Source organism: Candidatus Jidaibacter acanthamoeba, assembly GCF_000815465.1.
Lineage (GTDB): Bacteria > Pseudomonadota > Alphaproteobacteria > Rickettsiales > Midichloriaceae > Jidaibacter > Jidaibacter acanthamoebae.
Window position 1 is genome coordinate 64,609 of sequence record NZ_JSWE01000058.1, and the last position, 16,101, is coordinate 80,709.

Annotated in this window: 14 protein-coding genes; 7 read left to right on the top strand and 7 right to left on the bottom strand. The window is 34.1% G+C overall.

Going from position 1 to position 16,101, the window contains the following annotated elements; genetic code table 11:
* The first annotated feature begins 4 nt into the window (after window positions 1–4).
* Both NF27_RS01695 and NF27_RS01700 read left to right on the top strand, forming a co-directional pair.
* A complete protein-coding gene (locus tag NF27_RS01695) occupies window positions 5–1,165 on the top strand; it encodes a glycosyltransferase family 4 protein (protein ID WP_039455327.1) in 1,161 nt (386 codons plus the stop codon).
* A 98-nt stretch (window positions 1,166–1,263) separates the two neighbouring features.
* On the top strand, window positions 1,264–2,268 hold the full coding sequence (locus NF27_RS01700) for a class I SAM-dependent methyltransferase (protein ID WP_039455143.1): 1,005 nt from the start codon (window positions 1,264–1,266) through the stop codon (window positions 2,266–2,268).
* On the opposite strand, the gene NF27_RS01705 is transcribed toward NF27_RS01700, so the two are convergent.
* The 3 genes from NF27_RS01705 to NF27_RS01715 all read right to left on the bottom strand — a co-directional run bounded on the left by NF27_RS01705 (window position 2,261) and on the right by NF27_RS01715 (window position 7,656).
* A complete protein-coding gene (locus NF27_RS01705) occupies window positions 2,261–5,272 on the bottom strand; it encodes an efflux RND transporter permease subunit (protein WP_039455145.1) in 3,012 nt (1,003 codons plus the stop codon). The genes NF27_RS01700 and NF27_RS01705 overlap by 8 nt on opposite strands.
* Window positions 5,269–6,252: an efflux RND transporter periplasmic adaptor subunit gene (locus tag NF27_RS01710; RefSeq protein ID WP_039455150.1), complete on the bottom strand. Its 984-nt coding sequence runs from the start codon at window positions 6,250–6,252 to the stop codon at window positions 5,269–5,271. Before NF27_RS01710 ends, NF27_RS01705 begins: the two co-directional genes overlap by 4 nt.
* Window positions 6,253–6,342: 90 nt before the next feature.
* Window positions 6,343–7,656 (bottom strand): MFS transporter, encoded by a 1,314-nt coding sequence (locus NF27_RS01715; protein WP_053332481.1) that lies wholly within the window; start codon window positions 7,654–7,656, stop codon window positions 6,343–6,345.
* A 163-nt stretch (window positions 7,657–7,819) separates the two neighbouring features.
* On the opposite strand from NF27_RS01715, the gene NF27_RS01720 reads away from it, so the two are divergent.
* Both NF27_RS01720 and NF27_RS01725 read left to right on the top strand, forming a co-directional pair.
* On the top strand, window positions 7,820–8,521 hold the full coding sequence (locus NF27_RS01720) for a CoA transferase subunit A (RefSeq protein ID WP_039455152.1): 702 nt from the start codon (window positions 7,820–7,822) through the stop codon (window positions 8,519–8,521).
* 7 nt (window positions 8,522–8,528) lie between these two features.
* On the top strand, window positions 8,529–9,170 hold the full coding sequence (locus NF27_RS01725) for a CoA transferase subunit B (RefSeq protein WP_039455154.1): 642 nt from the start codon (window positions 8,529–8,531) through the stop codon (window positions 9,168–9,170).
* Between the two features lie 10 nt (window positions 9,171–9,180).
* Here the strand turns inward: NF27_RS01725 and NF27_RS01730 are convergent, their stop codons facing one another.
* The 4 genes from NF27_RS01730 to eno form a co-directional block, all read right to left on the bottom strand.
* Window positions 9,181–10,032 carry a hypothetical protein gene (locus tag NF27_RS01730; RefSeq protein ID WP_039455157.1) on the bottom strand — a complete coding sequence of 284 codons (852 nt, stop codon included), beginning with the start codon at window positions 10,030–10,032 and terminating at the stop codon, window positions 9,181–9,183.
* A gap of 85 nt (window positions 10,033–10,117) precedes the next feature.
* Window positions 10,118–10,474: a holo-ACP synthase gene (acpS, locus tag NF27_RS01735; protein WP_039455158.1), complete on the bottom strand. Its 357-nt coding sequence runs from the start codon at window positions 10,472–10,474 to the stop codon at window positions 10,118–10,120.
* Window positions 10,475–11,152 carry a hypothetical protein gene (locus NF27_RS01740; RefSeq protein ID WP_039455159.1) on the bottom strand — a complete coding sequence of 226 codons (678 nt, stop codon included), beginning with the start codon at window positions 11,150–11,152 and terminating at the stop codon, window positions 10,475–10,477.
* A gap of 144 nt (window positions 11,153–11,296) precedes the next feature.
* Window positions 11,297–12,532, bottom strand: coding sequence for a phosphopyruvate hydratase (gene eno, locus NF27_RS01745; protein ID WP_053332482.1), 1,236 nt, complete (start codon window positions 12,530–12,532; stop codon window positions 11,297–11,299).
* 178 nt (window positions 12,533–12,710) lie between these two features.
* On the opposite strand from eno, the gene NF27_RS01750 reads away from it, so the two are divergent.
* The 3 genes from NF27_RS01750 to NF27_RS01760 are packed head-to-tail and all read left to right on the top strand — an operon-like array spanning window position 12,711 to window position 16,050.
* Entirely contained in the window at window positions 12,711–14,555 is a 1,845-nt protein-coding gene (locus tag NF27_RS01750) for a type II secretion system protein GspD (RefSeq protein WP_039455162.1), read from the top strand.
* Window positions 14,556–14,564: 9 nt separating this feature from the next.
* Window positions 14,565–15,347 (top strand): hypothetical protein, encoded by a 783-nt coding sequence (locus NF27_RS01755; protein ID WP_039455164.1) that lies wholly within the window; start codon window positions 14,565–14,567, stop codon window positions 15,345–15,347.
* A 1-nt stretch (window position 15,348) separates the two neighbouring features.
* Window positions 15,349–16,050 (top strand): hypothetical protein, encoded by a 702-nt coding sequence (locus NF27_RS01760; protein WP_039455166.1) that lies wholly within the window; start codon window positions 15,349–15,351, stop codon window positions 16,048–16,050.
* Window positions 16,051–16,101 lie beyond the last annotated feature (51 nt).

The window sequence follows — 16,101 nt, forward strand, 5'->3', positions numbered from 1 at the left end:
ACAAATGGAGAACATTCCCAGGGTGCTGCAAATTTTACCGAATCTTATTTCAGGGGGAGTAGAGCGCGGCACCTTGGAAATAGCAAGTGCTTTAATTAAGAATAATTACCAAGCTTTCGTTTGCTCATGGGGTGGAGGAAAGATGATAAATGACTTAAAGCACATGGGAGCTAAGCATATAAGTTTACCTGTCCATAGTAAAAATCCGCTTAATATAATATTAAATATTTTTAGACTCAAAAAAATTATTAAGGAAAATGCTATTAACATAGTGCATGCAAGATCAAGGGCTCCGGCATGGAGTTGTTATTTTGCCTGTAAGTTGACCGGAGCTAAATTTGTCACCACTTTCCATGGTACGTATACTGCTGATAACTATATTAAAAAATATTATAACTCAATAATGCTTAAGGGCGATAAAGTTATAGCAATTTCTAAATTTATTTATAATCATATACTTAAAACTTATAGTATTTTAAACGATAAATTGATTGTTATAAATAGGGGTGTAGATCAAGCATATTTTTCTCCTTCTCTTGTTAATGAGCAGAGACTATTTTCTTTAAAACAAAATTTAAAACTGAGTAATAATTTTTTAAAAAATAAAAAGATTATTATTATGCCGGCAAGGTTTACTCGTTGGAAAGGGCATTTATATTTACTTAAAATTTTTAAGCTACTCCTGGAAGAAAATTTTTTATGTTTAATGGTGGGTGCGTCTGAAAGCAGACATAAGGAATATTTAAAAGAGGTCAGATTATGTATTAGTAAATATGGCTTAAAAGATAAGGTTATAATTACCGGTGAAGTTAAAGATATGCCTGCACTTTACATGTTAGCGGATTTTGTAATATCTGCCTCCTTAAAACCTGAAGCATTCGGCAGGACTATCATTGAAGCTCAAAGTATGGGTAAAATTATCATTGCAACCAAAGAAGGCGGCGCAACTGAAGAGAGTATTGTTGATAAATCCACCGGGTTTCATATTCCAAATGATAATGAAAAAGAAGCAAGCAAAGTAGTTTTATCTGCGCTAAAGCTAACTCAAGATAAATATAATGAAATAACTTCTAAGGCTTTACATGATGTAAAGAAAAATTTTTCTTTACAGACTATGTGCGACAAGACCTTGGAAGTTTACCAAACTTTACTCGCTAAGCAATAGCTTAGGAATGTTTTTAATATTTAATCAATTTATATATTGAAATAACTAATTTAAAATTTTAAGATAATGTTAAAATTATTTTAAATTATCTTAAATATATGAATAGAGCATATAATTTAAAACATAATAACCACAAATATAAAAAGCTAGAACTTACTTGCAACTTATGTAACTCATCTGATCATGAATTAATAACAAGTAAAGATTATGAGGATTATAAAAGTTTTAAAGTATTGTGCCGTGAATGCGGGTTAATTTATAGTAACCCCGTCCCTACCCTTGAAGGGCTAGAACTTTACTATGAGCAAAAAAGTGAAAGGTATTCCGGTGAAATTTTTATCCCGAAACTAAGAAGAATTTATCGCTCAGCTTTAAGAGCAATTTATCGCTATAACCGAATAAAACATTATTTAAAAAAAGGCATAAATGTCTTAGATAGCAGCGCATGCATCGGGGAATTTGTTTATTTACTCGAGCAGAAAGGAAGCCATGCCATCGGTGTTGAACATAACAATTATCTTATTCAATATGCTAGAAATGAGCTTAAAATTAATATAGAAAGGCATTTTTTAGATAATATTAAAATGCCTGAGGAAACTTTTGACATAATAACTGCATATCACATTTTGAATTTATGTCTTAATCCTTTAGAAGTACTAAAAAAATATTGGAGTTTCTTAAAAACGGATGGAATTTTAAACCTTGAGGTACCTAATATTGATGCAAGGCATATTGCCCCATACCATAGATTTCGGTTTAAATATTTTTATAATTTTAATCTCCACACGATAAAAATGTTAGCAAGGAGAGCAGGATTTGAGGTGGTAAATACAATAATTATCCCCAAGAGCATGCATATAAATATGATACTTAAGAAAGGTGAACCTTATCAAGATGAGGTTAGTGATGCTCAGAATTATGTGATGGTCAGGAATTCTATTATAGGGTATAAAAGCTTAAATTTTCTGGTTTCACCGTTGCCTTATTTAAAAGCAATGGACAATATAAAAAAATATATGGTTTTAAACAAAGCGGTTAAAGAATACTCTTCCGGTAAAGAAATACTGGATGATTGCTTTGCTAAAATACCTGAATTTAAGTAATGGTTAAGCTTTTTTTATTTAATGATTTAAAAACAATATACATAAAAGGAATTATAATTAAGGTAAATATTGTTCCTATGGTTAAGCCGCCAACAAGAACATAACCGATTGCATTTCTTGCTTCAGCGCCTGCTCCAAAGGATAAAATTAACGGGACTGAACCGAAAACCATCGCAAAAGTTGTCATCATTATAGGTCTTAAGCGTAGTTTTGAAGCTTCAATTACTGCTTCCATACAGGAAGCATTCTTCTCTTTTACAATGTTATTGGCAAACTCAACAATCATAATACCGTGTTTTGAAATTAACCCGATAAGAGTAATAATCCCGATTTGACTGAAAATATTTATACTATTGCCGCTAAGCTTAGTAAATAATAGTGCACCAAAGCAACCGAGGGGTACGGTAAAGATGATAATCAAGGGATCGATAAAGCTTTCAAATTGAATTGCCAAAACCGCATAAATAAAAAATATGGCAAGCGCTATAAGGAATAACATTTGTAAATAAGTATGCCGGAATTTTTCCAGCTTTTCACCTAAATCAATAATAATGCCCGGCTCATTAATATTATGTATAAAGTTATTAATTTCTTTATATGCTTGGTCAAAATTAACCTCAGGCTTTAATTCGATATTGATTTTAGCCGCACGCATTTGATTATGATGCCTTAACTCATTTGCTTTAGCGCTTAACTTAAGCTCGGAAAAACCTCCGAGAGAAACCGGTATATTATTATTAAATATATAAATTTCATTAATATTTTTAGGTTTATAATTTAAGGATAAATTAACATTGTAAGAGATACCGTCTTTTAAAAAGTTTTGAACATATTTACTGTCAAAAGAAACAGCTAATAAATCAGATATGTGTTGGGGTAAAATATTAAGTTGAGAAAATTTATATTTATTAAATTTTAAATCATAGCCTATATTATTTAATTCCAGGTTATGAGTTACTTCTTTAAAAAGAGGGATCTTCTTTAAGGTATTAACCATGTCATCAAGTGTTTTGATTAGTTCCCGGTAGCTAAGCGTTGTTTTAACAATAAAATTTATCTCTCCGCGATTATCAGATTCCATGCCCGGTAAGTTACTATCTTCGCTCCAAATGGAGGTTTGCACCGAAGGTATTAATTTTGCTTTTTCCTGATATTCTTCTTTTACTTCTTTTGCGGAACGCTTCCGCTTCGACCAATCGTTGAGCACATTTACAATTTGGCTGCCATGCTTAGAAATAAAAGCAACTTTCTTATTTATTTCACTAATACTATCTGAAGCTCTTTCTACACGTATGCTATAATCATCAAACTCATTCAAAGAAATGCCGGATAATTTTTGTATGAATGCTCCCACTATTCCTCGATCTTCCTTAGGTGCCATTTCTTTCGGAATAAAGTTATATATGATTGCACTTCCTACTATTAATAGAGCAAGTGTAGTTGATAATAATATTTTCTTAGGTAAAATTTTTGATAATAGAGTTTGGTATTTAGTTTCAATTTGATAAATCAGGAGATCAATTTTCGGTAGAATATTGTGGTTGCCGGGTTTTAAAATTTTTGCTGCCAGCATAGGAGAAAGAGTAAGTGCAACTATTCCGGAAACCACAACGCTTCCTGCAAGCGCTACTGCAAATTCAATAAATAGCTTTCCGATACTTCCCTGCATAAAGGCAAGCGGTATAAATACGCTACTTAAAGTAAAAGTCATTGCAACAACAGCAAACCCGATCTCTTTACTTCCCTCTTTAGCAGCTTGGAGAGGAGATTTGCCCATCTCAATATATTTATATATATTTTCTAAGATTACAATTGCATCATCCACTACTAAGCCAATAGAAAGCACCATTGCAAGTAAAGTTAAAGTGTTCAAAGAAAACCCCAACATATCCAAAATAGCAACACATCCTGCCATGCATATCGGGATGGTAATAAGCGGAATTAATGCTGCTCTTATATTTCTCAGGAAAAGGAATATAATAAGCACAACAAGAATAACTGCTTCTATAATAGAGCTTTTTACATTGTTTAAGGAAAAGCGAACAAAATCACTTTTATCATATTCCGAAGTTATTATATAATCGGCGGGGAGAGTTTGCCGGATCTTTTCTAATTTTTTAGTTAGCTGCTCGGAAACTTTAAGAGGATTGGAATTTATAGTTTTCTTAACTGCTATCATAATTCCGGGCTTGCCGTTTATTCTAATCCTAAAGTCTTCATTTCCTTTTAACTTTATGTCTGCAATGTCTTTTAGGGTAATGGTAGTTGAGCCCTGATTTTTAATAACTATATTGCTGAAATCTTGCTCATTAAGGCATGAAATATCTAATGTAATAGGAATCGAATCATTAATTTTTCCGGCCGGAAGGTTGGTCGCATATAATTTCAGCTTATCAAGTATATCAGATACATTAATTTTATATAAATATAATTTATTACGGTTTAGGGTAATTTGCATTGAATAGGAAGCACCCCAAATTTGAGCATCAGCTACGCCCGGAATGCCGATTAAATTATTTTGTATGTTGAGAAAAGCAAAATGTATTAGTTCTTCCGAGCTCTTATTGGGGTTAGTAATTGAGATATAATAAAAAGGATCGTCATCGTCGTTATTTTCATAAATTTGAGGTTCTTTTATATCTTTAGGTAACATGCTTCGCATGGTTGCAACTTTCTCTCTAACATCGGAAAGGGCTTTGCTGAACTCAACTTCTTCGGAGAATTTTAGAGAGATTTTAGCTTCTCCATAAGTAGAAGATGATTTAATCTTAGTTAAGCCGTTAATACCTGCGAGTTCATTTTCCGCAGTAAAAGCTATCTCCGATTCAACTACTTCAGCACTTGCATTAGGGTAAGGAATTCTAATAGTTATTTCAGGAGTGGTTATATCGGGATATTCACGTAGGCTGATGTTTTTAAAGGCCAATAACCCGATAATTACAATTAAGATATTTATAATTGTAGCAAAAACAGGTCTCTTAATAAAAAAAACCGGTAGTTTCATTTGCTGTACACTTCAACAGGGTTGCCGTCTTGGATATTGCTTTGACCGTATAAGATAACACTATCCCCTTCCTCCAGACCCTCAATTATTTCTACCATCTTATCAGTTTGTTCTCCAATTTTTACTTCAAAAGATAAAGCTTTACCTTCCTTAATTTTAAATAGATGACTTTTTCCTTCTTTCATAAAAATAGCGCTTTTTGGTATAACTAAGGCTGCTTCTTTTTTATTCATTATAATAAAAACTTCAACAATATTACCGATCATAAAATTTAAATGATTATCTCCCTCGTCTAAATCAATTTTAGCATCAACCATTCGAGTTTCTTTATTTACAATATATTCAATTGAGCTAATTTTAAATTTTTTACCCAATACTAAAACTTCAGTATTAGTACTAATTTTAGCTGCTAAATTTTCAGGAATATTTAATTCAATCTGCATTTGATTAGGGTTATAAAAAGCCACTATCTCACTTCCTGCTTTTAAGTGAGAGCCTTGTTTAGCTTTAAATATTCCAAGTTTGCCATCAAAGGGAGCTCTGAGGTAGCTATCCTCTAGTTGTTTTTTAGCTTTAGTTAAATTTTGCCTTTCAAGGTGCCATTTTTGCTTTTTATCTTCAAACTCTTCTCGTTTTAAATAACCTTGAGTATGAAGTTTTAAAGCACGATCATATTGTTCCCTAGCTATTTTCTCCGATTGAGTTGCAAGCTGGTAATTATTTGAAGTATCCTCATTTTCTAATTCGGCGATTATAGTACCCCTTTTAGCGGTAGCGCCGTCACTCAAGTATATCTCGGTTAAAATTCCGTTATACTTAGCGGTAAATACCGTCTCCTGCTTTGAAGTTATAGTGCCGATCAGGTTAACTTGCGAGGTAAAAACTTGCTTTTTTGCAATTATGGTTTCGACCAGCTTTGCTTCTTGCGCATATAAATTGAAAGGAAGTAAAGCGCATAACAATAATATAATTCTTAACATTATAAGTCTTACTTTATCTATTAACAGAACATTATAACCAATAAAAAGAAATTTAAAATTAAAAAGTTTTAATTTGTTTTAAGTTCACTTTTATAAAGAGCTTTGCTGGTTTTCCGTATTTATTGAAAATTCTAATTCTTTAAGCCTACGCAGGAAAAAATATTTCTTAAATTTATCCTTTTTAGTTAAGTAAAGAGTAGTAAGGAATAGTGCACACACCCCATCCAGAAAGAATGCTCCGGCGTATATTATTTGAGTTTTCTCAACTAAATATAAACATACCATCGTGCTTGTGCCGCCGAATATAGCTATCCCTATATTAAGGCTAAATGCAATACCGGAATATCTTTGCTCAGGCGGGAATAGATTTATCATTACCGGGTAAAGCGGTGCATAGTTCATTGCGACTAAAGTTGAAAGGGCAAGAATACCGAGTAGGGTAGTAATCATGATCCCACTTGCAATCATTTGATAAATAGGGATGGAAAACAGCATCATTAATACACATGAATATGCCATAGTTTTTCCGTAACCGAACCTATCGGAAAAAACTCCCATAAGCGGCAATAGTACAACTAAACTTAAGTTTGCAAATGCACTGTAATATAATGCTGTATTGGTATCATACCCCACAATCTTATGAAGAAAAATATTCAAAAAAGTCATCACTGAATAAGCGGCAGTGCTGGTTATTGCACCTAAGGCTATAGTAAAAATAACGTTTTTTAAGTTAGTATTCAGCGCAGCCTTGATTGGAAGTTCTACTACTTTATTTTCACTAATAATTTTTTCAAATGCCGGAGTTTCTTCAACCTTAAGCCTAATATATAAACCTGCGATTCCAAGCACGCCGCCGAGTATAAATGCGTATCTCCATGCAGAGCTTTCTACGCCGAATATATTATTAAGTACAATTCCGGTTACTATAGCAAGTAATATACCTAAAGTTAGGGCAGCATTGACGATCCCGCCGATTAAACCCGGTTTAATCTTATTTAAGTGTTCCATAATGAAAATGGAAGCGCCTGCACCCTCACCACCAACGCATATGCCTTGTACTAGTCTACATAATATTAGCAGTATCGGTGCCAGTATACCTATAGTTTGATAATCAGGCATTAAACCGATTAAGAAAGTTGCAACTGCCATTATTACAACCGATACTGTAAGAGCAGTTCTTCTGCCGAGCTTATCTCCAATATGCCCGAAAATAAGGCCTCCCAGGGGGCGCATTAAAAAACCGACGGCAAATATTCCAAGACTTGAAAGTATTTGAATTAAAGGGGAGCTATTCGGAAAAAATAATTCTCCGATTTTAACACTGAAAACTGCATAAATGGTAAAGTCGTAAAATTCCAATATATGCCCTATGGTAGCTGCAGCTACTATATTAAACGCCCTCATTCTTTGTTCCCCTTAACTTATTTTATTTTATGTTAATCAACTGTGTTTTATAAAACAATATAATTAATTAACTAATTTATTATATTACCGTAGACTGGCATAAAATTTGACATATTTGTAAAACATTATATAGACTTAATATAAAGGAACTTAAATCTTTAATATGAATAAAGTATATAAGAATATAAGCGCAGCTCTGGAAGGTATCGTCTTTGACGGGATGACTATCATGGTCGGCGGTTTCGGGTTGTGCGGAATACCGGAAAATGCAATCCGAGTAATTAAGGAAATGGATGTCAAAAATTTAACCATTATCAGTAATAATTGCGGGGTAGATGATTTCGGTTTAGGTATTTTACTGGAAAAGAATCAAGTGAAGAAGTTAATTGCTTCATATGTTGCCGGGAATAAAAAAATACAGCAAAAATATATTGCAGGAGAACTGGAATTAGAGCTTACACCCCAAGGAACTTTAGCGGAAAGAATTAGGGCAGGGGGTGCCGGTATACCGGCATTTTATACGAGAACAGGTGTAGGTACCGTTGTTGCGGAAGGCAAGGAAACACGGGAATTTGACGGTAAAAAATATATAATGGAAAGAGGGATAACCGCAGATTTAGCCCTTATTAAAGCTCATACCGGTGATACTGAAGGTAATCTCGTTTATAGGAAAACTACCAGAAATTTCCACCCCATGATGGCTACAGCCGCTAAATATACGGTTGCAGAGGTTGAACAATTGGTTGAGGTAGGAAAAATTGATCCTGATCATATTCATACACCCGGTATATATGTAAAAAGGATTGTAAAAGAAAAATTTGAAAAACGCATAGAGAGTTTAACTTTAAGTGAAAAAGTAAGTTGAGGGTATAATGGCTTGGACTGATGAAGATATTTGTAAAATCGTAGCAAATTCAGAATTGAAGGATGGCTATTATGTAAACTTAGGTATTGGACTTCCAACTCTAGTTGCTAATTATATTCCTCGCGATATGCAGATAACTTTGCAAAGCGAAAACGGTATTCTCGGTATGGGACCATTTCCGACCAAGGAAACGGTTGATGCCGACCTTATAAATGCCGGGAAGCAAACAATCACCGAGCTGCCACAAAGTTCATACTTTAGTAGTGCGGAATCATTTGCGATGATTAGGGGAGGGCATATAAATGTTGCAATACTTGGAGCATTGCAAGTCTCGGAAGCTGGAGATTTAGCTAACTGGATTATTCCTAATCAAACCGTAAAAGGTATGGGTGGAGCAATGGATCTAGTTGCCGGAGTGCAAAGAATTATTGTGATTATGGATCATGTAACAAAGACCGGTGAACCTAAACTGCTTAAGCAATGTACATTTCCGCTTACGGGTATAAGTTGTGTGGATAAGGTGGTGACTAACTTTGGAGTTTTCGAGTTTGAAGAGCAGCAAATGTATCTTACCTTAATAGCACCAGGTGTTACCTTAGAAGAAATAAAAGCTAAAACCGAAGCTAAATTTACTGTAAGGTTACGCTAATATCTTCTTTTTAAAAAGGATTTGTAATTCTTATACTTTTAATTCTATTTAGAGAATAATTATAAAGATTTGAAAAAAATTGAGATATGGATAGAGAAGATTTGGCAGGAGCAAGCTTGATTTTTTTAGCTAAAAATACTTCGATAATTTGATTAACTTTTCCTCCGATTAAGTCTTCACTACATTTTGGGGTGTTATCTAAAAGTAACTTTATCTTTTTTTTATTCGGAATTATTTTGCCTTCACTGTCCAGGCCGAGTTTTGACATTATGTGCTTGTGGCTGCTTCCTTGCAGTCTTACCTTGTATTTAACCTGAGCATCACGAGCAGCTATTTGCAAAATTAAATTACCGAAACCTTTAGAGAACTTTTCGTTATATTCTAAATATAATCCGTTTAAGACAGATGCTATAGCGCCTGTAACGTAATTAAATATAGAGCCGTCATCCAGTGAAAGTTTTATCTTTTCAAAATTAGCATCTAATATAGTTTTAAAATGTGCTAATATTGCATTAGGTACGGTTTTAGGAATATGCGGAGCCGGAAAGGTAGAGTGTTGCTCGTCAAATATAACTTTATAATTATAGCGTTTAGCTTCTTCGGACATTAATGCTTTTAAGCGCTCATTGCTATGAAGCGGGAATTTTTCAAATATTTCAACCTCTTTAATAATACCTTCAATTAATAAATGCAAAGCCTTATCGCTCATTAAATCGGTAACTGACATAGCAAATGTATAAAAATTATATAAGGGAATGCTTTTGCAAAGGTTATTAAACTTTTCAAATTCTTTTTCCTTTAGTTCACCTTTAATAGCTTTTACAATTAAACTGTAACTCTCCGTTTCGCTATAATTTTTCATTTTGCTATAATAAGTATTGAGCTAATTTAAAAATATAGCAGATATAGATTAACAATTAGTTAATTTTTATAGGATATAAAAGTTGTTATACAATAATTACAAAGGCTTGTGCGTATTCTTTTTCATCGGAAAGGGATAAATGCACTTTAAAATTTAAGTCATTTCTTAAAAAATTAACTAAAGGAGCGCCCTTTTCATCATTTAATATCTCACATTCCTTAAAGCTGAGCGCAGAGCCTATACCTGTCTTTAAAGCTTTGGATATCGCCTCTTTAGCTGCAAATCTTTTGGCAAGATATGCATAATACCCATATTTTCTTTTATTCGCACACTCAAGTTCAGAGAGGGTAAAAATACGGCCAAGGAATTTATCACCCCATGTATCGACTAACTTTTTTATCCTATTTATTGAAACTATATCGCAACCGATGCCTTTAATCATTTATCTGGAATTAGTAGAATGTTGCGTGGATTGATTAGCTTTAGAATCTTTATATATTTCCATATGGCTTTTCTTATAGTCTCTTGATGCTAATGCTTCCCTATTTGATAAAGGCTCAGTAAGTAGCTTGTTATCATTAGCAAGGTGGATGTCACTAATGTTGAAATCTACATTAGGGGTTGTATTGGAATTAACATTTGCTGCTGATGATAAATGGTTAGTAGGGATAATAGAGAGTAGTTTAGCAGTTGCTTCTCTAATCGAATTTTCCTGTTGCGACATTTTTATTGATCGCAATAATGCCTGGCGGTTAAAATCAATTGAACAGTCTTTATTCGGAGATTCTAAATGAATTTCAATTTCGCCGTCAGTTATACTGAAATATAATTTCCCTAGATTAAACCTATTTTCAAAAAATTTATTAGAATAATTATAAGCATTTTGGAGAACTTTGGTTACTTCTTCTAATTTATTTATACTCTCATCATTTAAGTGTTTATGTTCAAAAAAGAAAACAGACCCTTTATAGTATTCAACTTTTATTTCTCCCAGTTCATTAACTAATAACTTTTGAGAGTCATAGAAAGGCTTTAAGTCAATTCGAGAAATGAAATACTTCGCCATTTCTTCAATGGGGACATTTTCAAATACGTTATCCTGATTAAATAAAATTGCCATAAATACTTAACTTCCGAAATTTTAATATAGTTTAATGTAGTGTCGGTTGTTTTCAAATATTATATATTATATAGCTTATAATATACTAATCAATCTAAAACCATTTATATACTATGAAATTTTTAGGAAGTTTTATATATATTTTTACTGTTTGTTAACATATTCTTCAATTCTAAGTAATTCATTATATTTTGCCACCCTATCCGTTCTGCATAATGAACCGGTTTTGATTTGGCCGGCATTTATGGCGACTGCAAGGTGAGAAATGGTAGTATCCTCGGTTTCTCCGGATCTATGCGAAATGATGGCATTATAGTTATTTTTTTGGGCAAGTTTAATAGTTTCCAAAGTTTCAGTTAAAGTTCCGATTTGGTTTAACTTTATAAGTATTGCATTAGCAATTTTACCTTCGATACCTTTTGCAAATATTTTTTTATTAGTCACAAAAATATCATCACCGACAATTTGAACTTTAGAACCCAGAGCATGGGTGATATTTTGCCATCCCTCATAATCAAATTCTGACATCGGGTCTTCAATAGAAATAATAGGGTACTGGTTAACTAAGTGTTCAAAATATTTTACCAGCTGCTCAGAGTTTAATATTTTATTTTCTCCTTTTAGATGGTATGAGTTATTATCATAAAATTCGCTTGCCGCTACATCTAGTCCAAGGCTTATATCTTCTCCCGGTCTATATCCGGCTTTTTCGATCGCTGCCAATATTAAATTTAAGCACTCTTGAGCCGAACCCAAAGCAGGTGCAAAACCTCCTTCATCCCCGACATTGGTGTTATATCCCTTGTTACTTAAAATCTTTTTAAGAGTATGAAATACTTCAGCTCCCATTCTTAGCGCATCACTAAAGCGGCTATATTTAAGAGGGATGATCATAAATTCTTGAATATCAAGAGCGTTATCCGCATGGGCGCCGCCGTTTATAATATTCATCATCGGTCTTGGTATGCTTATTTCTTTACCCGCTAAACTTTGGAATAATTGTTGATCGTTTGCTGCTGCATGAGCTTTAGCATAACTCAAAGAGACTGAAAGAATTGCATTGGCCCCGAGCTTAGATTTATTCTCCGTGCCGTCCAGTTCAATTAAAAATTGATCTAAATCAGCTTGGGAGGCAAATTCTCTGCCGATAATTTTTTTAGCTATTATGGAATTTACGTTATCAACCGCCTTTAATACTCCTTTACCTAAGTACCTGTTGCCTCCGTCCCTAAGTTCTAATGCTTCTTTAGAACCGGTGGAAGCACCGCTAGGCGAAGAAGCTCTGCCTAAACTGCCCTCATTTAAAATGATATCGGTTTCAATAGTCGGATTTCCTCTGCTATCCAGGATTTCTCTAGCTCTAACTGATCTTATTTTCATAACTATCTTTCATGATCTTTTGTAAAAAAGATAGCATTTAAATAGCTGTAGTCAAGGCAAAGCAGATTAAGAGAAAGTTAATTTTTAATTTTTTTACTTGAAGCTTAACGATTTTCAAAATACCTTTATTAAGTATAAGGGAATATACATTGCTATATAAGGGAATAAAGGGGAAAAAATGATTAAGCTCCAGAGGAACAATACAAATAAGGTATTTAAATACTTACTACTTACATCACTTTTTTTGACGCCTTCCTGCTCAAATAAAGAGTTTAATCATACATTTAAAACTAACCTTAAAGACCCTCTCGATAGGGAAGTTAATCTATCCAGAGAAGAATTTAAAGAGGTTTTAAGGCCTTACAAAGATTCATCTAAACTAGTCCCGAGCGTACTTAAAGAAGATGAGGAAGACCTTAATTACTCGCCTGTAATACTTGCGCCTGAAGATCCTTCAATCAGCAGTGCTAAGCTGGTTACTATGTCAATTACCGAAGATGTCCCGATTAAAGATGTATTAATGGAACTTGCAAGGCTTTCAGACCTGGAACTTGCACTGGATCCGAATATTGAAGGAGGTATTATTTTAAAGGTGAAAGATAGACCGGTTAAAGATGTGATCGAAATAGTAGCTGACCAAGCGGCACTCAGATATTCAATAGAAAACGGAATATTAAGGATACAAAAAGACGGAGCATATTTGGTTAGCTATAAAGTTGATTATATAAATCTAACCAGGTCAAGCAAAGGTTCTTTTACCTCAAAAACAAATTTACTTTCCGACAGCAGCAGCTCGAGCGGTTCAGGCAGCTCGAGTGGTTCAAGTGGTTCAAGCGGGTCGAGCGGCGATTCAGCTATTAACTCCGGCTCTTCACACGAAATTTCTACTGATTATGACGGAGATAATTGGAAGTCGATTGAAGATAACGTTAATAAAATTATTTTATTAAGAGACCAGGAGCTATATAAAGGTGTGGACGGTAAAATAGCTGAAGTTACCGGTAATACAAACAGCCAACCTGTTAGCTACTATACGATTAATAAACAGGCAGGAATTATAAATGTGATGGCTGACAGCAAAAAACACAAATCAATTAAAAAGTATTTGGATTCCGTGAAAGCCAGCCTTTCCGCACAAGTGCTGATTGAAGCAAAAATAGTGGAAGTGAGTCTTGATGAGCAATATGCTGCCGGGATCGATTGGGCTAGTTTACAAGGAAAAGATTTTAGAGGGACTTTCAGCTATGCTCCTGATATTGGTACTAATTTCTTTAGCGGATTAGTGGGTAGCTCACAAATCGAACATAGAAATAAGATAGGAGGTGTAGATCACACTTTAAAATTATTGGAAGGGTTCGGCACGGTAAGAACGTTATCCAACCCGAGAATTAATGCGATTAATAACCAACAAGCCGTACTAAGTTTTGCGATTAATAAGCCTTATTTTACTGTGAGCGGAACATTAGAACAAACCCAAACTACTAATGGTACAACAAGTTCCACTCCGCCGACAATCACCAGCACCTTACACTCGGTTCCGATCGGTATAATATTAACATTGCAGCCGTCAATTGATTTGGAAACTCAAGAAGTCACTATGAATATCAGGCCGACTCTTACTACCGATACCGGTGATAATATTAAAGATCCCGCAGTACAGATACTTGCGCTAAGTGCCGGCGGCACAGGAAGTACACTAGCAGATATACTAACGAGTAGCTCTATACCTACTATCCAGGTAAAAGAGCTTGATACTATTTTAAAAGCAAGAAGCGGAGAAGTCATGGTTATCGGTGGGCTGATTAAGCATAATGATCAAAATACCGATGCCGGTCTGCCGCTTTTAAATAAAATCCCTATTTTAGGTAATTTAACTAAGCAAGTTACTAAAAAAGTATCTGTACAGGAAACTGTTATTTTATTACAGGCAACTATTGTCAATAACGGTAATAGTAGTTATCATCCACAAGATAAGAAAGTTTATGAAACTTTTACACAAGATACCAGGCCTTTAACATTTTAAAAAATAGATATGAAAAGCATAATTAAATATACACTTCTTACTGCCTTACGTGATTGGCTCTTTTTGGGTGTCTTCCTGCTGGTAATGCTTGCAACCACACTTTCCGCATTTTTAGGCGGTACTGCAATTGCCGAGCAAGGAATGATGTCAGCAGCTTATATTGGGGGTATAACCAGGATTATAATTATAATCGGTTTAACTTTGTTTGTTTGTTTCCATGTAAGAAGATCATTTGAAAACAAAGAAGTTGAACTTATTTTAACTCGTCCGATTTCAAGAACTAAATTTATTATTTCTTATTTTGTCGGTTTTATGGTTTTAACATTAATAACTATAGTTCCTATAGTGCTTATGCTTTATATCTTAAGCCTAGCCGGGCTGATTACCTTAAATCTGAAAGGGTTGTTAATATGGGGAGTAAGTTTTTATCTGGAGGCTTCAGTTGCTTTGGCCCTGGCATTTTTTGCAGCAGTAGTTTTATCCAGTGCTGTTTTTTCGGTGTTATTCTGTTTTGCTTTTTATTTTTTATCTCGTATATTCGGCTTTTTCCTGATTTCAATAAACAATCCTCATTCAGTGGCAAAAGGCTCAAAACTTTCCGGTGTTATGGAGCAAATTCTAAACACTATCGGAATTGTAATACCAAGGTTTGATATGTTGACTAAGAGTGAGTGGCTGATATACGGGATTAATGATGCTAAGCAAATCTCCTTATTTATATCTGCAGTATTATTATATATCCCTTTTATTTTACTAATGGCATTATTTGATTTTTCAAAGAAACAATTTTAACATGAAGAAAAATTTTTATATCGGCATATTGATTGTAATCTTACTTGGTGTTCAAGTTGGGTTTTGGGCTAAGACTCATAAGATTACGCCTCTCTTAGGTATAGTGCCGAAAGTTCCGAGCATTTGCGATGCTAAAATTTCCGCTCTTGGCGATGAGCAGTTTTATTTCCGCTTTCTTGCACTTTATATACAAAATGCCGGGGATACGTTCGGCAGATTTACCGCGCTTAAAGATTATGATTATAAAGCACTATCCGAGTGGTTTATGCTCCTTGATAAACTTGATAGTAAGTCAAACTTCGTTCCTGCAATTGCAAGCTATTATTATAGTAATACTCAGCGCGTAGAGGATAATAGGTATATAGTTGATTATTTGGAGAGTAATTATGATTACAACCCTACTGAAAAGTGGTGGTGGCTTTCTCAGGCAGTAATCATTTCCAATAATAAATTAAAAGACAAGCCGCTCGCGTTAAGGCTTGCATATAAACTTTCTTCAACTCCGAATGATAAAATGCCGAGTTGGGCACAGCAAATGCCGGCTTTCATTTTAGAGCAAATGGGTGAATTCGAGCAGGCATTAATAATAATTAAAGATCTGGCTGAAAAGCATGATAACTACTCCGAAGGTGAGATGAACTTCATGAACTATTTCATAAGAGATAGGCTAGGCTTCTTAAATGAGCGGATAGGGAAGAGGTGACTGAGTAATAACTGATCAGCTATTACTTGCTAATTAAACTTTCGCGCTAAT